Origin of the sequence: Devosia sp. LjRoot16 (assembly GCF_964252795.1) — a bacterium.
Taxonomy (GTDB): domain Bacteria; phylum Pseudomonadota; class Alphaproteobacteria; order Rhizobiales; family Devosiaceae; genus Devosia_A.
In genome coordinates this window covers 183549-203536 of the sequence record NZ_CAXUPH020000003.1, presented here as the reverse complement: position 1 = coordinate 203536, position 19988 = coordinate 183549, and the positions used below count along the sequence as shown (strand labels likewise).

At 64.5% G+C, this 19988-nt stretch carries 27 protein-coding genes; 11 read left to right on the top strand and 16 right to left on the bottom strand.

The annotated features are described in order from the left end of the window. Positions 1-21 precede the first annotated feature (21 nt). The 3 genes from ACSQ23_RS15375 to ACSQ23_RS15365 form a co-directional block, all read right to left on the bottom strand. Positions 22-1365 (bottom strand): TCR/Tet family MFS transporter, encoded by a 1344-nt coding sequence (locus ACSQ23_RS15375; protein ID WP_436091114.1) that lies wholly within the window; start codon positions 1363-1365, stop codon positions 22-24. A gap of 71 nt (positions 1366-1436) precedes the next feature. Next, entirely contained in the window at positions 1437-2678 is a 1242-nt protein-coding gene (locus tag ACSQ23_RS15370; protein WP_436091113.1) for an FAD-dependent monooxygenase, read from the bottom strand. A gap of 7 nt (positions 2679-2685) precedes the next feature. Beyond that, positions 2686-2931: a zinc-finger domain-containing protein gene (locus tag ACSQ23_RS15365; protein WP_055882046.1), complete on the bottom strand. Its 246-nt coding sequence runs from the start codon at positions 2929-2931 to the stop codon at positions 2686-2688. A 163-nt stretch (positions 2932-3094) separates the two neighbouring features. On the opposite strand from ACSQ23_RS15365, the gene ACSQ23_RS15360 reads away from it, so the two are divergent. From ACSQ23_RS15360 to ACSQ23_RS15350, 3 genes are all read left to right on the top strand, one after another. Then, on the top strand, positions 3095-3853 hold the full coding sequence (locus ACSQ23_RS15360; protein WP_055882043.1) for an alpha/beta fold hydrolase: 759 nt from the start codon (positions 3095-3097) through the stop codon (positions 3851-3853). A gap of 101 nt (positions 3854-3954) precedes the next feature. Beyond that, positions 3955-4779, top strand: coding sequence for a serine O-acetyltransferase (cysE, locus tag ACSQ23_RS15355; protein WP_055882041.1), 825 nt, complete (start codon positions 3955-3957; stop codon positions 4777-4779). A gap of 143 nt (positions 4780-4922) precedes the next feature. After that, complete coding sequence (locus tag ACSQ23_RS15350; protein ID WP_055049303.1) at positions 4923-5141, top strand: DUF3126 family protein; 219 nt, start codon at positions 4923-4925, stop codon at positions 5139-5141. Positions 5142-5164: 23 nt separating this feature from the next. Here ACSQ23_RS15350 and ACSQ23_RS15345 read toward each other — a convergent pair whose 3' ends face one another. After that, on the bottom strand, positions 5165-5836 hold the full coding sequence (locus ACSQ23_RS15345) for a hypothetical protein (protein WP_436091112.1): 672 nt from the start codon (positions 5834-5836) through the stop codon (positions 5165-5167). Between the two features lie 100 nt (positions 5837-5936). Here ACSQ23_RS15345 and ACSQ23_RS15340 point away from each other — a divergent pair, with 100 nt between their 5' ends. Next, positions 5937-6257, top strand: a complete 321-nt coding sequence (locus tag ACSQ23_RS15340) for a DUF6949 family protein (protein ID WP_055882035.1) — start codon at positions 5937-5939, stop codon at positions 6255-6257. 19 nt (positions 6258-6276) lie between these two features. Then, a complete protein-coding gene (locus ACSQ23_RS15335) occupies positions 6277-6804 on the top strand; it encodes a GrpB family protein (RefSeq protein ID WP_436091111.1) in 528 nt (175 codons plus the stop codon). Between the two features lie 3 nt (positions 6805-6807). On the opposite strand, the gene ACSQ23_RS15330 is transcribed toward ACSQ23_RS15335, so the two are convergent. The 3 genes from ACSQ23_RS15330 to ACSQ23_RS15320 all read right to left on the bottom strand — a co-directional run bounded on the left by ACSQ23_RS15330 (position 6808) and on the right by ACSQ23_RS15320 (position 9123). After that, positions 6808-7434 (bottom strand): transglutaminase-like cysteine peptidase, encoded by a 627-nt coding sequence (locus ACSQ23_RS15330; protein ID WP_055882029.1) that lies wholly within the window; start codon positions 7432-7434, stop codon positions 6808-6810. A 173-nt stretch (positions 7435-7607) separates the two neighbouring features. Further along, positions 7608-8231, bottom strand: a complete 624-nt coding sequence (locus ACSQ23_RS15325; protein ID WP_055882026.1) for a PilZ domain-containing protein — start codon at positions 8229-8231, stop codon at positions 7608-7610. A gap of 229 nt (positions 8232-8460) precedes the next feature. Continuing rightward, complete coding sequence (locus ACSQ23_RS15320) at positions 8461-9123, bottom strand: PAS domain-containing protein (protein WP_055882023.1); 663 nt, start codon at positions 9121-9123, stop codon at positions 8461-8463. Between the two features lie 186 nt (positions 9124-9309). Between ACSQ23_RS15320 and ACSQ23_RS15315 the strand changes: the two genes are divergently transcribed. Both ACSQ23_RS15315 and ACSQ23_RS15310 read left to right on the top strand, forming a co-directional pair. Continuing rightward, positions 9310-10068: a rhomboid family intramembrane serine protease gene (locus ACSQ23_RS15315; RefSeq protein WP_082533439.1), complete on the top strand. Its 759-nt coding sequence runs from the start codon at positions 9310-9312 to the stop codon at positions 10066-10068. Then, entirely contained in the window at positions 10065-10286 is a 222-nt protein-coding gene (locus ACSQ23_RS15310; protein WP_056000167.1) for a SlyX family protein, read from the top strand. The genes ACSQ23_RS15315 and ACSQ23_RS15310 overlap by 4 nt, the downstream gene beginning before the upstream one ends. Here ACSQ23_RS15310 and hisI read toward each other — a convergent pair. From hisI to folE, 3 genes are all read right to left on the bottom strand, one after another. Next, a complete protein-coding gene (gene hisI, locus ACSQ23_RS15305; protein ID WP_055882013.1) occupies positions 10280-10726 on the bottom strand; it encodes a phosphoribosyl-AMP cyclohydrolase in 447 nt (148 codons plus the stop codon). The genes ACSQ23_RS15310 and hisI overlap by 7 nt on opposite strands. A 31-nt stretch (positions 10727-10757) precedes the next feature. Beyond that, entirely contained in the window at positions 10758-11600 is an 843-nt protein-coding gene (locus ACSQ23_RS15300) for an AraC family transcriptional regulator (protein WP_436091110.1), read from the bottom strand. Positions 11601-11670: 70 nt separating this feature from the next. Continuing rightward, positions 11671-12288, bottom strand: coding sequence for a GTP cyclohydrolase I FolE (gene folE, locus ACSQ23_RS15295; protein WP_436091109.1), 618 nt, complete (start codon positions 12286-12288; stop codon positions 11671-11673). Positions 12289-12444: 156 nt separating this feature from the next. Here folE and ACSQ23_RS15290 point away from each other — a divergent pair, with 156 nt between their 5' ends. Further along, positions 12445-12897 (top strand): iron-sulfur cluster assembly scaffold protein, encoded by a 453-nt coding sequence (locus ACSQ23_RS15290; RefSeq protein ID WP_436091108.1) that lies wholly within the window; start codon positions 12445-12447, stop codon positions 12895-12897. Then, complete coding sequence (yidD, locus tag ACSQ23_RS15285) at positions 12897-13208, top strand: membrane protein insertion efficiency factor YidD (protein ID WP_056000161.1); 312 nt, start codon at positions 12897-12899, stop codon at positions 13206-13208. Before ACSQ23_RS15290 ends, yidD begins: the two co-directional genes overlap by 1 nt. Positions 13209-13220: 12 nt before the next feature. Here the strand turns inward: yidD and ACSQ23_RS15280 are convergent, their stop codons facing one another. Further along, positions 13221-13736: an invasion associated locus B family protein gene (locus ACSQ23_RS15280; RefSeq protein WP_436091107.1), complete on the bottom strand. Its 516-nt coding sequence runs from the start codon at positions 13734-13736 to the stop codon at positions 13221-13223. A gap of 268 nt (positions 13737-14004) precedes the next feature. Here ACSQ23_RS15280 and ACSQ23_RS15275 point away from each other — a divergent pair, with 268 nt between their 5' ends. Further along, positions 14005-14265 carry a GlsB/YeaQ/YmgE family stress response membrane protein gene (locus ACSQ23_RS15275; RefSeq protein WP_055881997.1) on the top strand — a complete coding sequence of 87 codons (261 nt, stop codon included), beginning with the start codon at positions 14005-14007 and terminating at the stop codon, positions 14263-14265. A gap of 154 nt (positions 14266-14419) precedes the next feature. Continuing rightward, the gene (gene thrS, locus ACSQ23_RS15270) at positions 14420-16390 is read left to right on the top strand and encodes a threonine--tRNA ligase (protein WP_436091106.1); all 1971 of its coding nucleotides are present in this window, start codon (positions 14420-14422) and stop codon (positions 16388-16390) included. Positions 16391-16438: 48 nt separating this feature from the next. On the opposite strand, the gene ACSQ23_RS15265 is transcribed toward thrS, so the two are convergent. From ACSQ23_RS15265 to ACSQ23_RS15245, 5 genes are all read right to left on the bottom strand, one after another. Next, positions 16439-16723: a hypothetical protein gene (locus tag ACSQ23_RS15265; RefSeq protein WP_055881992.1), complete on the bottom strand. Its 285-nt coding sequence runs from the start codon at positions 16721-16723 to the stop codon at positions 16439-16441. 230 nt (positions 16724-16953) lie between these two features. Next, positions 16954-17310 carry a cupin domain-containing protein gene (locus ACSQ23_RS15260; protein WP_055881989.1) on the bottom strand — a complete coding sequence of 119 codons (357 nt, stop codon included), beginning with the start codon at positions 17308-17310 and terminating at the stop codon, positions 16954-16956. Positions 17311-17430: 120 nt separating this feature from the next. Beyond that, positions 17431-17730, bottom strand: coding sequence for a hypothetical protein (locus tag ACSQ23_RS15255; protein ID WP_055881987.1), 300 nt, complete (start codon positions 17728-17730; stop codon positions 17431-17433). A 130-nt stretch (positions 17731-17860) separates the two neighbouring features. After that, entirely contained in the window at positions 17861-18127 is a 267-nt protein-coding gene (locus ACSQ23_RS15250; protein WP_055881985.1) for a PilZ domain-containing protein, read from the bottom strand. Positions 18128-18213: 86 nt separating this feature from the next. Next, positions 18214-19980 carry an adenylate/guanylate cyclase domain-containing protein gene (locus ACSQ23_RS15245; RefSeq protein WP_082528241.1) on the bottom strand — a complete coding sequence of 589 codons (1767 nt, stop codon included), beginning with the start codon at positions 19978-19980 and terminating at the stop codon, positions 18214-18216. Positions 19981-19988 lie beyond the last annotated feature (8 nt).

Genomic DNA, 19988 nt, shown 5'->3' with positions numbered 1-19988 from the left:
AAGCGGGGATTTTCATTTGTGCTATTCGCCTGCCGGGCGCTCGACCGGATCGCCGTTCTCGTCATGCGGCGGGGTCTGCTGCTGGCCGGGCTGACCCATTTCGTGGATGTGATCCTTCTTCGCCACGCGCGGGCGATGCATCAGGTCGAAGCGGCGCACCGTGTAAATGAAGAGCAGCGCTGCCACGATCACCAGGATGCCGGCGCCAAGGAACGGCGCGCCCGGGAAATAGCCCGGCGTGCCGGGTTGGGCCTGGGTGAAGTGGCTGAAGAGCTGGGTTGCCAGCAGGGGCCCAAGAATCGAGGCCAGCGAGTTGGTGGCGTTGATGGCGCCCTGCAACTCGCCCTGCGCATCGTCGGGCACCTGGCGCGACATCAGCGAGTTGATGGCCGGGCCGGCGACACCGGCGAGCGAACCGAAGATCAGGAAGAAGTAGAGCGGGATCTCGGAGTGGATCGAGGCCGTGCCGATGAAGGCGATCGCGGCGGCCAGCATGCCGAGCAACACCGTGGACCACTCGCCGATCCGCTTGGTCAGCAGCCCGACCAGCAGCGCCTGGCTAGCGGCGAAGCCCAAGCCGAAACAGCCGAGCGCCACGCCGATCTGCGCCGACGAGAAACTCAGCACTTCGATGGTGAAGAAGTTCCACACCGATGGGAAGGACTGGCTGGCGAGGACGAACATGCCCAGCGAACCCATGAGCCAGAGGACGACCGGGTTCTTGCTCAAGCTCCACAGCACGCCGAACGGGTTGGCGCGGCGGATATCGAACTTGCGCCGCTTGTCCCTGGCCAGGCTCTCGGGGAGGACGAAGAAGCCGAACAGCAGGTTGGCGCCGGCGAGAATAGCCGCTGCGTAGAACGGCCAGCGCGGCCCGAGTTCGCCGAGCAGGCCGCCGATGACCGGGCCGAAGATGAAGCCGAGGCCGAAGGCGGCGCCGATCAGCCCGAAGCGGTGGGCGCGTTTCTCACGTGGAGTGATGTCGGCGATGTAGGCGGTTGCTGTCGCCACCGAGGCGCCGGAGATGCCGGCAATGGTGTGGCCGATAAAGATCAGCACCATCGAGTTGGCAAAGCCCATGATGGTATAGTCGATGGTCAGCCCCGCCAGTGCGATCAGGATGATCGGGCGGCGGCCGAAGCGGTCGGACAGGTTGCCGAGCGCCGGGCCGAACAGGAACTGCATCAGCGAATAGGCAAAAACCAGATAGCCGCCGATCACCGCGGCCTGCGCAACGCTGCCGCCCGAGAGCTGGCCGATCAGTTGCGGCAGCACTGGCAGGATGATGCCGTAGCCCAGCATATCCAGGAAGATGGTGATGAGCACGCAGGCGAGCGTGAGATTGGATTGCGGAGAAACAGACATGCGGGGCGATTATTCCCAGTTTTGGAGCGGCAGTTGACACATCGCCTTCAACGAAGGCAAGCGGCAACGATCTAGTGGACATCCGGCCGCGGCAAGCGCGGCGCAGATGGCAGCCCCTCGGGATCGGGCGCGGCGTCGTAGCCGTAGAGCCAGTCGAGGCGCTGCAAATGCCCGCGCGGGCCTTGCAGCTTCACTAGGGCATTACGGGCCAGGGTGAACGGCCACTCCAGGTGGAAGGCAACGCCGTTGGAGTTGGAGAGCTTTCGTACCCGCTCAACGCGCGGCTGGCGCAAAGCGGCATAGCGACGGAGCGCCGAGTCGGCATCAGCTTCGGTCATCAGCAGCGGCGCGAGGATGGCGGCGTCCTCGATGGCCATGGCGGCGCCCTGCGCCTGGAACGGCAGCATGGCGTGTGCGGCATCGCCGATGAGGCCGACGCCGCCTTCGGACCAGGTCGGCGTGGTGATGGTGGAGACCGGCCAATAGCCCCACTGGTCGCCGGCGGCCTCGCGGATGGCGGCGAACTGCCGGCTCTTCAGCGCGGCCCAGGGCAGGTCCGGGGCGCGTGGCGGCTCCGCGCCAAAGGTGCGTGCTGCCTTGGATTTGGCGAACAGCGCGACGTTGACCTGGTGACGGTGCGGTAACGGGTAGGTTACGGCATGATAGCCCGGCCCCCAGAGCAGGCTGGTGCGATCCGGCGCCAAGACGCCATCGAGCTCCGACTGGCCGAGCGTGATGCGCCAGGCGACCATGCCGGAATAGGTCGCCTCGGGCCCCATCAGAACGCCGGTGCGGGTGCGTGAGTTGACGCCGTCGGCGCCGATAAAGGCAAAGGCCCGGGCCGAACGCGATTTGCCATCGGCCTCATCGACGGTGACCGAAACGCCACGCGAATGGCTCACCACATCGTAGGCACGCACGCCGAACAGCAGGTCGATATTGGCGAAGCGCTTGCAGGCCCGGTACAGGACGTCGGCCAGATCGGCGCGGTGCATCACGGTATAGGGCACGCCGGAGCGCTGCTCCATCACCTGGCCGAGCTCCAGCGTCACCAGCGGCTGGCTGGCGCCATAGGGATAGATGTCGATGCCCGCGGGCTCGAACGCCTTTGCAGCCAGCGCCTTGTCGAGGCCCAGCCGGTTAAGGATTTTCCGCGCGTTAGGGCTGACCTGAAGGCCGGCGCCGACTTCCTGCACCTGCGTGTTACGCTCGAGCACGACGACGGTGGCGCCGAACTTGGCCAGCGCCAGCGCCAGCGTCATGCCGGCAATGCCGGCTCCCGCGATGTAGACGGTGCGTCCGTTGCCGGACATCGGGAAATCAGGCGGCTTCGGAGTGATAGACGGCCGAGAGCGGCTCGGAGGTGCCGGGCGCCAGCTGCGGATTGAAGACGTAGAGCGTCGAGCAGTACGAGCAGACCGTCTCGTTGTCCTTGCCCATGTCGATATAGATGTGCGGATGGTCGAACGGGGGCAGGGCGCCGACGCACATGAACTCCTTGGAGCCGACCTCGATGCGCGGCAGACCCTGGGTATTGTGGAAATGCGGGGTGCTCTCGTGCGCCATCGGGTGGTCCTCGGGTTCGAATTCGGCCGGAACATAACGGCGCGAAGCCGGGAAGCCAAGAGTCCGCTTGATGATCCGGCGGGGGCGGCTCGCGCCAGCGGATGTAGCTTTGACGATGCCTCCACACTTGCTAAACCAGCGCCCCAATCGAAAGGCCGCTCCCTTGCCCCAGTTCAGCTCAGCCGGAATTTCCATCGCCTATGACGTGCATGGCGAGGGCAGGCCGATCCTCCTGATCCACGGCTTTGGCTCGTCGGGGAAGGTCAACTGGATCGACACGGGCTGGGTGGAGACACTGGTGGAGGCGGGGTACCAGCCGATCACCTTCGACAATCGCGGCCATGGCGCTTCGCGAAAACTCTATGACGCGCAGCTCTATTTCGCGCATGAGATGGCGAGGGACGCCAAGCGGCTGCTGGACCATCTCGGCATCGGCAGGGCACCGATCATGGGCTACTCGATGGGCGCCCGCATCGCCGCCTACCTTATGCTGCAGGATCCGGACGCGGTCAGCTGCGCCGTGTGGGGCGGCATGGGACTCAACCTGATCTCGGGCCTCGAGGACAGCGAGGAGATCATCTCGGCGCTGACCGCCGAGTCGCTGGACCAGGTGACCGGGCGCACCGGCCGGCAGTTCCGCATCTTTGCCGACCACAACAAGGCGGACCGCGCGGCGCTCGCCGCCTGCATGGTCAACTCGCGCGAGCCGATGCGCGAAGCCGATGTCCGGCGTATCAGCCAGCCGGTGCTGGTGGCGGTGGGCAGCGACGACGACATGGCGGGCTCGGCGGCAGGACTCGCGGCGCTGCTGCCTGAGGGCGAGGCGTTCACCATCGAGCGGCGCGATCACATGCGCGCGACCGGCGACAAGCAGTTCAAGGCGGCGGCACTGGAATTCCTCGCGCGGCACGCCCAGGAGTAACCATTCAGCGCGAGTTCAGGGCCCGCGAACCAATCTGTGCGCTATGGGTTGGTATCGGAGCACGTTTTGGCTTATATCGGCATCCGCCGATGGAGAGCGTTATGAGCACGAATTTGAGAACGGCCAATGTCACGGCCATGGACCCGGTGTGGGACGCGGTGGTTTCGGGGGCCCGCCAGGTGGTGGCCAGCGAACCGTCGCTGACCAATCTGCTCTATTCCAACGTGCTCAACCACGACGGCTTCGAAGATGCGCTCGCCCACCGTCTGGCCGAGCGACTTGACCACCCGGATGTTTCAGCCGACCTGATCCGCCAGGCGTTCCGCGAAGCGCAGGAGTCGCGCCCGGAGATCGGGCTCGAGGCGCGCGCCGATCTCGCAGCGACGCTGGAGCGCGATCCCGCCTTGCACAAGGCGGTCGATTGCTTCCTCTATTTCAAGGGTTTCCATGCCATCCAGACGCACCGCTTCGCGCATGCTCTGTGGCTGATGGGGCGCAAGGATTTCGCGCTTTATCTGCAGAGCCGCTCGAGCGCGGTGTTCCAGGTCGATATCAACCCGGCGGCGCGCATCGGCAAGGGCATCATGCTCGACCATGCCACCGGCTTCGTGGTCGGCGAGACCGCCAGCATCGGTGACAATGTCTCGATCCTGCAGGGCGTGACGCTGGGTGGCACCGGCAAGTCCGAGGAAGATCGCCACCCCAAGATCGGCAATGGCGTGCTGATCGGCGCGCACGCCGTGGTGCTGGGCAATATCCGCGTGGGCGACTGCGCGCGTATCGGCGCCGGCTCGGTGGTGGTCAAGGAAGTGCCGCCGCGGGTGACAGTGGCCGGCGTTCCGGCGCGGATCATCGGCGAGGCCGGCACGCCGCATCCGGCGTCCGTGATGGATCAACTGGCCGTGGTGCAGGACCTCACCGGCTGATTCTGCCGCTGATTGGCGGCGCTTCCGCCACTTTTTGCGCCCTTCATCGCGGAAAAATGCGCGGCACGGGATTGCCCGCCGGGGCGCAATGCCTATTGTGGCGATCCCAAATCGACCCCGCGAATGCCCTTGAAGGAGCCGCCGTGAACCATCCTGAAATCATCAAGCTCCAGAAGTTTCTGCAGCAGAAGTTCGGCAACCGGAACATCGATGTCCGCCCGCGCAACAAGCAGAACGACAGCGTGGAAGTGTATCTGGGCGAGGAATTCCTCGGCCTGATCTATGTCGACGACGAGGACGGCGACCGCTCCTACAACTTCCAGATGGCTATTCTGGACGTCGACCTGGACGAGATCCACTAAGCAGAGCCTGCGCGGCGCGCGCCTCAGAGCGCGCCGATCTGCCCCAGCCTGGCGGTGAGTTCCGCATCGAAATCACGCCAGTGCTGCAGCGCGGGTTCGGGGAAGGCGTAGACCGCCGCGATGCCCGGCCCGAGATAGACTGTCCTCAGGCACTGGCCTGTCGCCGCCGAGGCAATCGGCTTCGAACATTTGGCGACGAACGGCTCGGCCGACAGCGGGTCGTACCAGACCACTTCATCGGCATAACCACCGTCGGCGCGCAAAGGCTTGCCCACGAGACCTGGTGGGCCGGCCAGTTGCTCGGGCAGGAACTGGTGGAGATATACTCCGTCGAGCAGGGCTGCGCTCGGTCGCGCCCGGCTGCGCGGCAGCAGCGTCACATCCACCGGCTCGCTGTGTCCGTCGACACCGAACGGCAGCTCGAAGCGCAGGTCGATCTGTTTGGCAAAGCCCTCGATCCGCTGCTCTTCGTAGCGAAACCACGATAGCGGAATTTCGAGATCGCGCCCGCCGAGCGTGCGGGTCAGGGTGGTCTCAGTGTCAAGGCGGTGCGCCTGCGTTCGGGCGCTGCGGCCAGCGGCGTCGATCAGGTAGGCAAAGCCGATTCCGACGAGAGCCAGCAGCACGGCGATGGCGGCGAGATTGAAGCCGATCGCGTGGTGATGGGGTCTGTGGACCTGAGCCTCGCGGGCCATCGCTCTCAAATTAACCAGTGTTGTGTGCGTCAGGTGACATCCCACTGGGCGCTGGATATGCTTAACAAAGAGTTAAGACGATCATTCAGAGGGTGCGTGAATGCTCAGGGAATTGCTGCTGGCAGGCTTGATCATGGCGGTTGGGCTCGCCATCGCCGGTGTCGGCACCTACCTCTATCAGTGGCTGGCGAAGGCACAGGCGGTGCTGCGCTATGACGGCAAGACCATTGCCCACGGCCTCGGCTACCTGGCACTGAGCTTCGTGTGTGGTCCGATCATCATGCTGCAGCTGGGCTGGCAGCATGATCGCAACGGTACACTGTCGATCAGTTCGGCGCTGATCGCTGCATTCGTCGGCTTCGGCTGGGCCTTCATCACCGGCCTGATGTTCGTCGGCACCTATTTCGCGCTGACGGCGTAAGCCAGCTGCCGGCCGGCGCGTGGCACCACCCGTTCCCGTCGAACTGAAGCCGCATGACCGGCTTTGGGCAAGTGCTGTGGCGGCGGAAGTCGAGCGGCTTGCCGTGACGCTTGGCGAGGAACTGCTTGCCGTCCATCACGTCGGATCGACCGCCATCCCGGGCATCGTGGCGAAGCCCACCCTGGACATTGTCCCCGTGGTTCGCTCACTGGACGCGCTCGATGCCATGCGGCTGGAGGTGGAGGCACTGGGGTATCGATGGTGGGGGGGGTACGGCCTCGCCGGCCGGCGGTTTTGTACGCTCGACGATCCTGAGACCGGCAAGCGCCGCGTTCACCTGCATTGCTACCAGGTGGGTGCTGCCGCGATCGGGCGACATCTGGCGTTTCGCGATTATCTGGTGGCTCACGCCGAACTCGCCGCCCAGTACGAGGCCGTAAAGCGACACTGCTTCGAGGAGCATCGAGCCAGCTCGCACGACTACAGCACCTGTAAGGGTGATTGGATAAGGCGCATCGAAGCCGAGGCGCTGGCTGCGCTCGGCTGACGCTTACTTCGACGCAACGAAGGTGGTGCGGGGATCGACCAGGTCGACCCACTGGCCGGCGTCGGCCTGCGACTGGCGCTTCAGGTAGGTGTAGGGCGTCTCGTTCCAGACGAGGATGCGGCCATCCTGGTTGTCGAGCACGAGGTCGCCACGGTCGGTACGGACCATCAGCACGGCATGGCCGGTGCCCTTGGCTTCGCGGACCACGGTGACCAGCAGGGTCGACGGGTTCCAGCCGGCAGCGATCAGCGCCTTGCGCTTGGCCAGCGCGAAATCCTCGCAGTCGCCATAGCCGTCATCGGGGTACGCCCAGTACTCGGCGACCTTGTAATAGTCCTCGTCGGTGATGGCGGTGATGGCCGAATTGACGACGTTGTTGATCTGCACCAGCTCAGACCAGCGGGCCTCGTTCAGCGCCATGGCGCCAACGGCGTTCGGGTTGGCCTTGCATTCGCTGCGATGCGACTTGCAGAACTCGGAGGCGCCCACCGGGATGCTGGTGATGCCGCCGGCCGGAGCGAAGGCGGGGTTGGTGAAATCGACCTGGTCGGCATGTGCCGGCATGGCGAGAATGAATGCCGCCATCCCGATTGCGACTGCCGCTGCGATGAACCCTTTGAACTTCGACATCGTGGTTGCCCCCTGACGGAAGCCACGATGCCGGGGCCGAATTGCCCCGAACGAAAAACTGCAAGCTAGTTTTTATGCGAATTCGAACGATCCTGGTGAGGACTCGTTAGGCATAGCGGTGCGGATGGAAATCAGAGGCGGGTCAGAGCGCTCGCAACGAACAGCGAAGCGCTCTAGTTGACCCGCAGGTTCTGCTGCACGACGGTGAGCATTTCCTGGGCTGAGACGAACTCGACCGCGACGCCGTCGCCGAAATGACGGACGACGCGGGCGCGCATGCGGCCGAGCGTCACCGGCGTACCCATGGCGGGGCGGACGGCAAGCTCGATCGCGGCACCCGAGAGCGAGATGTCGATGATCTTGCAATTGTAGCGGCGGCCATCGTCGAGGACGACAGTGGAGTGCCGGTTGTCGGGCACCACGCGCTCGTGCCGGCGGTCTTCCGGCAGGTTGAGCAGGTCCTTGTTGGCGAGCCAGGTCAACTGGGCGGCCATCTTGTCGCGCTTACGCGAGGTCGCGACGATGTCCATCTTGAAGCCGCCGTCGATGACGTCGGTGACGTCACCTTCGATGCGGCCGAGATGATCGATGTAGGCAATGACGCGTTCGCCGGCGATCCCCGAGATCGGCGCGATCACCACAGCGTCGCCCGGCGACATTTCGAGCACCTGGCAGGGAAACTCACGGCGATCGGTAAGCATGTAGCGGCCGAGCAGCGAGACCCTGACGCGCTGGAAGCGCGGCAGCTGCGCATACGAGCGGGCAGGTCGCGCGGAGCGTGCGTTGTCGGTGAGCATCAGAGGGACCTGCCGGGGGCCAAGCGATTGATTGGCCTACACTAGTCCGCTCTTGGTTAATCGAAGGTAAGGCTTGCGGCGCGCAATGCGCCAAATCGGCGATTTTTGGAGCAGCATTTGCTTTTCCTTGAACCGCACTGTCGCTCCAGTCCCTGCTTTGCCGCGAGATCGAAGCGGAAAAGTCTGCAATCCCCGCCTTCGCGGGGACAGGCTTTTTCCTGATCTCGCTTTACCGCCGGCCGCCGTCGATCACTGCGAGATGGGCGTAACGGCGGGCGGTGCGCCCGAACACGGTGGCGCTCATCGGGGCAGGGACGGCTGCTCCGGCGCTGGCAAAAACCAGGTCTTCGGCCGGCACGGCGGCCGCGACATCGCTCGCCATGTCGGCGAGCGACACGTCGTCGGGCCAGATCAGCCGCAGGCCGGTGATGCGCTGCTCCATGATCGGCTGGACGCCGAACCAATAGGGTTCGTCGATCGAGGTCATGGCGCCGAGCAGGCGCGTCTGGGTGCTGCCGTTGTGACGCAACGGCAGCAGGATGGTCTCGACCGACAGGCGCGTGTGCACCGCCGTCGTGCCCTGAAAGGTGACGAGGGCAACCGCATGATCCTCGGTGACGGCGCGGACCAGGGTGTCGATGGCGTCGCGGTCACGTTCGTGCCACAGACGCGTAAAGGAGCGGCCTTTCAGCTCACGGGCATAGGCCGAGCAGAGATGCGAGCCGGCGAGGCGGAAATCGAACTCGTTGGAATCGTTGAGCTCGAGGATAAAGGTGTTGGCGAGGGCGGAGCGGATTCGGGTCGGGTCGATATCGCGCCGATCCGGAGCACTGCGAGAACCGCGGAGCGCATTCCAATAGTCGAACAGCGCCTTGGTGCTGGCCTTTTGCATAGTCTTTTTGCCTTGTTCCCAAACCCCGAGCATCGCGTCCCGGAGAAGGGGCGACCGCCGCAACAGCAAGAGTGACAAAAGCCCGAGCGGAAATCGCCCTTAAACAATTGTTAGGGTTAACGCGGCGGGCCCCGTGTGGATAAGTCGGGGGAATGGGCTACAAAGCCCGGAAAACCGGGAGTTTTCATGTCTGACGAGCGAAATCACCAACAAAATCAGACGTCTGACGGTCGTCAGCCAGCCATTCTGCTGCCCGGCGTGGTGACCGCGCTGCTGGGCCTGATGTTGGCCGTACACCTCGCCAGAGCCTTCGTTCTTAACGAACAAGGGGACCTCCAGCTCATCTACTGGCTGGCCTTCATCCCGGCTCGCGGCATCCCCGGAGCAGGGTTCGAGGGAGGGTGGATACCGCTGCTCTGGACACCGTTCACGCACGCCTTTTTGCATGCGGGATGGGAGCACCTTTTAATCAATTGCGCCTGGTTGGCCATTTTCGGCACCCCGGTGGCCCGTCGCTATGGGCCGCGCGCCACGGTGATTCTCTTCCTCGCGAGCGCCGCGGTTGGCGCCGCGGCGTTCGCCGCAACGACGCTGCCGGAAGTGCAGCTGCTGATCGGCGCCTCAGGTGGCGTCGCAGGCCTTACGGGGGTAGCGTGCCGCTTCATCTTCCAGCCGGTGATCGTCGGGCGCGATCCCGAGACTGGCGCCGAGCACGTGCTCGGGCGCCGGATGGCGAGTCTCGGGGAGCTGATGCGCAACCAGCGCGCCGCCTTCTTCATTGTGGTGTGGCTGGTGCTCAACGCAGCGGTACCGTTCCTGCCCATGCTGATCGGGCAGTCGATTGGCATCGCCTGGCAGGCGCACCTGGGCGGCTTCCTCGCCGGCCTGTTTCTCACGCCGCTGTTCGAACGCCGCCCCGCCGCCTCTGAGGAGGAGAGCAAATGAGCGATATCACTGACCTCACGGCCCGCATGGTCACGCTGGAGACGACGATCGCCTTCCAGGATCAGGCGATCGAGGAACTGAACGCGGCGCTGGCCGAGCATTTCAAGCAGATCGAGGCGCTGAAGCGCGAACTCAGCAACCTCGGCTCGCAGCTGCGCGACGTCGAGGCGCATCCGGCGCTGGCGCCGGCGGTCGAACCGCCGCCGCCGCATTACTGAGCTTTGTAGACCTCAGCCGGATCGAACAGCCGGGGCTCGCCGCTGTGGCGCAGCGTCCCGGCGCTTTCGACGATGCGGTAGAAGCAGCTTTTCCGGCCGGTGTGGCAGGCGGCGCCGCGGCCGGTCTGCTCGACCAGCATCAGGATGGCGTCCTGGTCGCAGTCGACCGAGAGTTCCACCACTCGCTGGATCTCGCCGGACGTTTCTCCCTTCTTCCAAAGGGCTTTGCGCGATCGCGAGTAGTAGTGAACCTCTCCGGTCTCGATAGTACGGGCCAGCGCCTCTGCATTCATGAAGCCGACCATCAGGACACGGTTTGAACCTGCCTCCTGGGCCACGGCTGTGATCAAACCGTGCGCGTCGAACTTGGGGGCGAAGACAGTGCCCTCGTCGCGCTGCTCATGGTCCAGGGTGCTGGGGTCGGCAAAGGTGGTGCTCATGGCGGGGTTCTATCCCGCACCGGGCTCGCGCTCAATCCTCGAGCGCGATCCAGATTTCGACCGTGCCAAGGCCGGTATGCTCGTTGAAGTCGGGTCCGTAATACTCGATGAAGCTCCAGGGCGCGTGCTTCTTGCGATAACCGGAGGTCGGCAGCCATTGGGCAAAGATCGCTTCGATGGTCGAGCGGATGGTGGTGATATGGCCACGATGGGCGAGGCGGGCGTAGCGCTGAGCCGGCACGGTAACCAGCGTGAACTCGCGCGGCAGCTCGGCGGTCTCGCGCACCTCCATGGCGGCCATGTACTCGCACTCGCCGGTTTCGCTGAAATAGCGCCCGGAGAGGCCGTAATAGACGCCCGGGATTTCGCCCGGAACGTTGCCGACATAGGGGCCGAAGCGCTGCCACTGCGCCGGGATCCCGGCATCGGCGTTCGCGGCATAGCGTGCGACCAGCCCCGCGACGCGGATCGGGCCGCGGTCCTCGATGCGCGGCGCGCACAGGTCCACCGGCACCTCGGGATCCATGCGCAGCGGCTCGAGCAAAGGCAGGTCGTCGAGGCGACGCCGGTGCCGCACTTCCTCGGGCGTCAGGCCGGTCAAGGCGCGGAAAGCGCGGGTAAAGGCCTCGTGCGAGCCGTAACCGGCATCGAGCGCGACGCCAAGGATATCGGGGGCGCCGCCGGCCAGCGCCTTCGCCGCTTCGGTGAGCCGGCGTCCGCGGAGATAGGTGGAGATCGAGTAGCCGGTCACCTGGGGGAAGATGCGCGACAGGTGGAAACGCGAAACGCCGGCATGTACGGCCATTTCCTCGAGCGTCAGCGGCATGCCGAAGCGCGATTCGATGATCCAGAGGGTCTTGGCGACGGCGGACATGGGCTCACCCTATGCCCGCCCAGATATAGCAGACTTGATCGCGGTTGCGGTCAGCGCCCTGCGCGTGACGTCACCGCTTGCCGACCATGGCGAAGAAACGATCCTGCTCGTTACGGTCCTCGGCGAACACGCCGGTGAAGCGCTGCGTGATGGTGAGCGCACCGTGGGCGCGCACGCCGCGCATCGACATGCACATGTGCTCGGCTTCGATCATCACCGCGGCGCCGCGCGGGTTGAGGTGCTCGTTCACCGCGTCGATGATCTGCGCCGTCATGTTCTCCTGCACCTGCAGGCGGCGGGCATAGACCTCGACCAGGCGAGCGAGCTTGGACAGCCCGACAACGCCGTCATGCGGCAGGTAGGCGATGTGCACCTTGCCGAAGAACGGCACCATGTGGTGCTCGCAATGCGACGAGAACGGGATATCGCGCACCAGCACGACGTCATCATAGCCGCCGACTTCCTTGAAGGTCTTGTGCAGCACCTCGCGCGCATCGTTGCCATAGCCGGCGAAGAACTCGCGGTAGGCCTTGGTGACGCGGTGCGGGGTTTCCAGCAGGCCCTCGCGCGTCGGGTCGTCGCCGGCCCAGGCGATCAGCGTGCGAACCGCCGCTTCCGCTTCTTCGCGGCTGGGACGGGTGATTTCAGGGACGAGCTTGACGTGCTGCGGCTTGGCGCTGGCGTCCATCTTTGGTTCCTCGGTCAATAGCAGGCGACAGACGCAATACGTCGCCCCACGGTTCCCGGTATGGTGTCAGTGACGATGGACGCCGCTGACTTGTTGCATCTCCATCACTATATAGGTGGGCAACGACAGCGGCCAAGAAACAGTTTCGCGAAAAAGATGGAACTCAGCGATCTTTATTCGGACCGGATCCTCGAACTCGCCGGCAATCAGCCAAGGCCGGGGCGGCTCACCGATCCCGATGCCAGCGCTCGCAAGGTCAGCCGGGTGTGCGGCTCGACCATCGAGGTGGATATCAATGTCATCGACGGGGTGATCACCGGCTACGGCCATGACATCCAGGCCTGCGCGCTGGGGCAGACCTCGGCCGCCGTGGTCGCAACGCATGTGGTGGGCACGCCGGTCAGCGAGTTCCGCCGGGTACGCGACGAGATGACGGCGATGCTCAAGGCCGATGGTCCGCCGCCGTCAGGCGACAAGTGGATCGATCTCAAGTATCTCGAGCCGGTGCGCGAATACCGCCCGCGCCACACCTCGACGCTGCTGGTGTTCGACGCGGTGTGCGAGGCACTGGACAAGATCGAGGCCCCGCAGGTGGCGGCCGCCGGCTGATGCAGCGCATCGCCCAGGTGTTCTGGAGCATTGTCGACTGGCCGTTCAAGCTCGTCTCCTACGGGCTGATACAGGGCTATCGCTACTCGCTGTCGATGTTCATGGGCCGCACCTGCCGGCACGCACCGAGCTGCTCGGAGTTCACCCGCGATGCCATCTGGCGGCACGGCTTCTGGCCCGGCGGCTGGATGGGCCTGGCGCGGATCGTCCGGTGCCGGCCGGGTGGCACGCACGGCTACGACCCGGTACCGGAGGCGCTGCCGGCGGACGCGCACTGGTATGCGCCATGGAGCTACGGGCGCTGGAAGTAGGGGCGCTGCTCCTTAGTAGAGCAAGTTCCCGGCTTCCTGCAGTTTGCGGCGCTTGTCCCACGTCATCGAAGGCTTGCCGTCATAGGCGGCACGAAAGCCGCGAAGCGGTACGTCGACCAGCACATACTGGCCCTCACGCGTCGCGCCCAGATGGTAAGCCGAGCCCTTGCGAAGAACGTCAAGGTATTCGTTGTTGAGTTCGACCTGTGCCGAACATCTTATCTTGCTGCACTCGATATAGGGGACATTCAGTGTCTTTCCGTCGTCGATCTGCCAGGTCATGCCCGGTTTTCGTTCAGCGTCGCGCCACCAGATTGCCGCCGCGATAATTGGTTGTTTTGCCGTCGGCCGGATCAGTATCTGGAAGATGACCTGCCATTTGGGAATCCGGTACTCGACGATGCAGGTGTCATCCGCATCGCAGTATTTGTACCATTTGTTGAGTGGTAGTGACTGAGCCGAGGCGGGGGTGGCCAAGCAGCAGGCCGCAACGAGAGCGGCCAAGATCAGCAGTATTGTCCGGCGCATGTTCGCCCCCCTTTGAGTACTTCGAGCGACAATCCTTTGCTGTCGCCGATTTGTAAACCGGTCAGTGAGCGATATCGGTTGTGCGCCAGGGGCACCTTGGAGGGTGGGCTTTCGCTGAGCTTGCCGGACGCTGGATGGGTCCTGCGAGGATCGCAGGTGCCTATGGCCGGTGGACGTAGCCACGGATCGTTTTTCGTTGTCCGTCGTTATTGCTTGCCAGCCGGAATGTTCTGCCTGGCTAGCGACTTAACGAGAAGGAAAACGTGCGATGGCTTTCGACGGCGTGGGTTGGCTTGCGGCGATCATCATCGGCGGCATAGCGGGATGGCTTGCCGGACGGTTCATGAACAATAGCAGCGGCGTGGTGATGAACATCATCCTTGGCATCGTTGGCGCCATCGTCGCCAGTCTGGTGTTCGGGCTGTTGGGCATCTCATTCGGTGGCTGGTTTGGCTACCTGATTGCCGGCGTGATCGGCGCCTGCATCCTTATTGCCATCGGCAGAGCGGTATCGAGCCGGCGAACCTAGCGCTCCACCGCCTCTGCCCGGTCGGACTGATGACATCGCCCGGGGCCAGCACGCCCCGGGCGCATTTGCGCGTCCGCTTGGCGTAGCCCCGCGACACATGCTAGACACCCCGCCTTGCCGGCACTTCCGCCGGCAATTTCCATTGGAGATGAAAATGATCAAGGTGACGTTCCCCGACGGTGCAGTACGCGACTATGCGCGTGGCACCACCGGGACCACCGTGGTCGAGGGCATCTCCCCAAGCCTCGCCAAGAAGACGGTCGCCATGAAGTGGAACGGGGTTCTCAGCGACCTGTCCGATCCGCTCGAGGCAGACGGCAAGATCGAGTTCGTGATGCGCGACAGCGCCGATGGGCTCGGGCTGATCCGTCACGACGCGGCGCACGTGCTTGCCGAGGCGGTGCAGGAGCTGTGGCCTGAGACGCAGGTCACCATCGGTCCGGTGATCGAGAACGGCTTCTACTACGACTTCAAGCGCGATACGCCGTTCAGCGAGGACGATTTCGCCACCATCGAAAAGAAGATGGCCGAGATCATCGCGCGCGGCGCCGCCTTCACCAAGGAAGTGTGGTCGCGCGACGAGGCCAAGCGCGTGTTCGCCGCCAAGGGCGAGAACTTCAAGGTCGAGCTGGTCGATGCCATTCCGGCCGACCAGATGATCAAGATCTACAAGCAGGGCCAGTGGTTCGACCTCTGCCGCGGCCCGCACATGCGCTCGACCAAGGACATCGGGACGGCGTTCAAGCTGACCAAGGTGGCCGGCGCCTATTGGCGTGGCGACAGCAACAATCCGGTGCTGAGCCGCATCTATGGCACGGCGTTTGCCAGCCAGAAGGAACTCGACGAGTACCTGCACATGATCGAGGAAGCCGAGAAGCGGGACCACCGCCGCATCGGCAAGGATCTCGACCTGTTCCACCTGCAGGAGGAAGCCCAGGGGTCGGTGTTCTGGCACCCCAAGGGCTATGTCCTCTACAACCAGATGGAGGCTTATATCCGCCGCCGGGTGAACGCCAACGGCTACAACGAGGTGAAAACCCCGCAGCTGATGTCGTCCAAGTTCTGGGAGGCCTCGGGGCACTGGGGCAAGTACCGCGAAAACATGTTCGTGGTGCCTGACGAGGTGCCCGGCACCGAGGAGACCGGTCCGGTGCTGTCGGGCAAGGCGGAACTCATGGCGCTCAAGCCGATGAACTGCCCGGCCCACATCCAGATCTTCAACCAGGGCATCAAGAGCTACCGCGACCTGCCGATCCGCATGGCCGAATTCGGCTGCTGCCACCGTAACGAAGCGCATGGGGCGCTGCATGGGCTGCTGCGCGTGCGGCAGATGACGCAGGACGACGCCCACATCTTCTGCACCGAGGAGCAGATCCAGGCCGAGACCGAGCGTTTCGTCCACCTGCTGTACTCGGTGTACGAGCACATGGGTTTCGAGAATGTCGTCATCAAGCTCGCAACGCGGCCGGAGAAGTTCGGCGGCACCATCGAGCGCTGGGACGCGGCGGAGAAGGCACTGGGCGATGCGCTCAGGGCCACCGGCTACGACTTCGTCATCGCCGAGGGCGAGGGCGCCTTCTATGCCCCCAAGCTCGAGTTCCACCTGAAGGACGCCATCGGGCGCTCCTGGCAGGTCGGTACGCTGCAGCTCGACTACGTGCTGCCGGAGCGGCTGGGCGCCATGTACGTCGCCGAGGACGGGACCAAGAAGTACGCGGTGATGCTGCACCGCGCGATCCTCGGTTCGCTCGAGCGCTTCATCGGCATGATGATCGAGCACTATGCCGGCAAGATGCCGATGTGGCTGGCGCCCACTCAGGTGGTGGTCGCGACCATCGTCTCGGACGCCGACGACTATGCACAGAAGCTGGTCGACCGGCTGAAGGCCGGCGGCATCCGGGCCGAGCTCGACGCGCGCAACGAGAAGATCAACTACAAGGTGCGCGAGCACTCGGTGCAAAAGGTGCCGCTGATGTTCGTGGTCGGCAAGCGCGAGGCGGAGGAGGGGACCGTATCGGTTCGTCGCCTCGGCACCGAAGGCCAGAAGGTGATCGCCGCAACCGACGCGATCGTCGAGCTGATAGCGGAGGCCGTACCACCGGACCTCAAGCAGCAGGCTCTATAGCAAGATACGAAAGGGGCCGCAGCGATGCGGCCCCTTTCATTTGAGCTGTCAGAGCTTGACCGGGACTTCGTAGTAGCAGTTCTCGGCGACGAGGATCGTCTGACCCGGCTTCAGCATCGTCAGCATGCTCTCGATCACGTAGTTGCAGTCCCCGTCGGACTGGACCAGCGAGCCCTGGTCGAGCTGCTCGCAATAGCCGCCCGGACGCTTGTAGCCTTCAGGCGCATCGGGGCCGCACAGCGCATTGGTGCTCGAGTCGGCGAGCACCGGGGTGGCAACGGGAAATGCTGCCGAAGTTGCGAGCAGCAGGGCAATGGCAAGGATCTTCTTCAAGTCGTCTCTCCTGAACGGATTTGCCAGCGGACTGGCAGGGGGAAGCGGGCATGTCGTCCGCCGATGTGGAGAGGCTTAATGAGGCCGGCGTGAATTGAAGCCGAAACCCGGCATTCAATGTCGGTTCATAATCATAATACGACTTATGACTGTTTGGCCGGAATCGAAGGCAAACGAAAAGGGCCCGTCCAGACGGACAGGCCCCTTGGTTCGAAGAAGAGATCGCCAGGCTAAGCGGCGGCGATCTGGATAGTGATCTTGCAGCCATCGCCAGCCGGTTGCGCCGGTGCGGTGCGGCAGAGCAGGCGGGCGGCCTCGTCGCCGACGCTGCGGTAAGCGAACCAGGCTTTGGCGGGGATACGGACGAACGATCCGGCGGCGACATAGCCGGCCGCGCCGTTGACCATCAGCTCGAGCATGCCCTCCTGCACCACGAGCACGGTCTCAGCCGCGTCGTGTTGATGCGGGCCGACCTGGGCCTGCGGCGGCAGCGTGTGCGACTGCGCCTGATACTGGAAACCGGCACCACAGGGATTGGCGACGTGAACGACGCGATCACCGGCGATGAAAAATGCATGCCTCGACATTGCGAGTCCCCCCAAGGGACGTGTGTCCGAAACGTGCTGCCATACCTAAGATAGGGCAGATGAACGGCATTTGAATAGGCTGAAAGAGGAAGCGGCCCAAAGACCGCTTCCCGAGAGTTCTCAGACAGCCGCGAGCGGGAGCATCCAGTCGTCGTCGCAGTACTCGGCGACGAGGACCGGCTTGGCCGAGGTGCCGAGCAAGAAGCTGCTCGGCAGATACTGGGTGCAGCCTTCCTCGGTTTCGAGGAGCGACTTGTTCTCGGTGATGGTATCGCAGTAGCCGCCCGGGCGCTTGTAGCCTTCCGGGGCGTCGGGACCACACAGCGTGCTCTTGCTGGCGTCGAAAGCGAACGACGGGGTGGCGACCGGGAAGGCAACAATGGATGCAGCCAGCAGAGCCAGCGCAATAGTCTTCTGCATTCTATTCTCCTGTTAGACGAGCATTCCACCCGAAGGCGGAAGATGAGGCGGAGCGTGTCGTCCGCTTCGATGGCCGGTCTGATAGGAGGCGGGCTTTGAATGGATTCCGAACCTGCGGTTCAGGCGGGGTTCAGCGAATTATCGGGTCGCGGAACTGCACGCCCAACTCCTTGACGGAGCGCCAGATGACGATGCAGGCCTGCGGGCGAACCTTGTCGACCACGAGATCGAAGGTGCGGGGGATGCGGGTAACGGATGCTACTTCGAGCTTGGCGCCGGTCTCCGACAGGTTGCGGATGATGCAACGGATCCGCGTACGGCCACCGTCGAAGACGATCGTCGCCTCGATAATAGTGTTACGCCGCGGCGAAAGCCGTTTCTCGAGACGGATATCCAAGCTCAAACCCCCAAAGCCCAGGCGACAATGCCGATCCGGTGTTGGTGAACTGCTTACGGAATGGATAAAGTTGCGCCGCGAGTTGCCTATTGCAATCCGGCCAGTTGCAGGCCTTGCAGATAGCGCGCCAGCAATGACGGATACATGAAGCGCAGTCCATCGCCGATCGAAGCGAGGGTGACATCCGGATGCGCACGCTGGAAACGCTCCAGCGCGTCGCGGGCCGCCGCCAGATCGCCCTGGTGTGCGAAGTAGACCGCGAGGTCACGATGCGGCCAGGTGAGGCCGGGGCGCTCCGACATGGCGCGCTGCGCCCAGTCGATGGCCTGCTGTGGCCGGCCGGCGGCGAAATTGGCCAACCCCATGCCCAGATGCACGTTGAAGGCGAACGGATCCATCGGCGAGAGCCGCGCCGAGCGCTCGAAGGCAGCAAGGCCGTCTTCGGGGTTGCCGAGATAGACGTGGCCCCAGCCGCGGCGCATCCAGGCCCAGGCGTGGTTCGGGTCCAGTTCCAGCGCCCGATCAGCGAAGGTCGCGGCCTGCCGCACGTCGCCGCCGAGCATCATCATGGCGGAGGCGAGGGCGGTGAGGGCAGTCGGGTCGTCGGCAACGTGCTGCGAGGCGGTTTCGACCAGCGCACCAGCAGTGCGGCGCTCGGCGGCGAAATCCGCCGTCCAGTTATAGGCGACCTGCTGGCCGTGCGCCCAGGCGGCCAGCGCTGCAGCAAGGCCGTAGTGCGGTTCGAGCGCCAGGGCCCGGGCCAGCAGGTCGATGGCCTCGCGGTTGTCGTCGGGGCTATGCGACCACAGGTGGGGCAGGGAGCGCATCACCAGGTCATAGGCGGCAAGCGTCTCCGGACGCTTCTTGCGCGCCCGCTCGACTTCGGCGCGGCGAATGGAGGGCTGGATGGCGCTCGCCACTTCGGCGGCCATGCGATCCTGCAGGTCGAACAGGTCGGCGACGGCGCCGTCCACCTTGTTGGACCAGATGTGGCTGCCCGCCTCGGTCTCGACCAGCTGCGCCGTGATGCGGACGCGCTCGCCGACCCGGCGCACCGAACCTTCGACGACGTAGCGCACGCCGAGATCGCGGCCGATCTGGCGGATGTCGATGCCGGCGCGGCCCTTGTAGGTGAAGGCCGAATTGCGGGCGATGACGAAGAAGTCCTTCACCCGGCTGAGCGTCGCGGTGATTTCCTCGACCACGGCGTCGGCGAAATAGCTTTGATCGGCCTCGCCCGAGAGATTGTCGAACGGCAAGACGACCACCGAGGGCCGGTTGCTCGGCGGCGGAGGCGGGGGTGACTCGGGCTGCTGCGGGCGCGTCAGGCCGGAGGGATGCCAGGCATAGATGCGGACGGTCTTGGAGATGTTCTTGAGCTCGGTCGGCCCCATGTCGACGAAGGGCAGCTCGATGGTGCCGTCGAGGTACTGGTACATCCACTTGGTGATGCACATGCCGCCGGCCGGCGAATGGCTTTGGACGCGCACGGCGAGATTGATCCCGGAGCCGTAGAGATCGTTGCCCGCCACCAGCACGTCGGCGAGCACGATGCCGGCGCGCACCTGGAACATCTCGCCGCCCGGGGCATGGATCTTGCGCTCATGGATCTGGCGCTGCAGGTCGGCGGTCCATTGCACGGCGGCGACGACGCTGTTGAACTCGGCCAGGAGGCCATCGCCCATGGTCTTGAAGACCTTGCCGCCGGCGGCGCCGATGGTGCGCGAGATCAGCCGATCGTAGACCCGCTGCACGAGGCGCAGGGTCTGACGTTCACTGCGCTCGACAAGGCGGGAATATCCCACGATGTCCAGCGATACGATCGGGACCAATCGGCGGTCGGGTTGAGCCATACTGTATG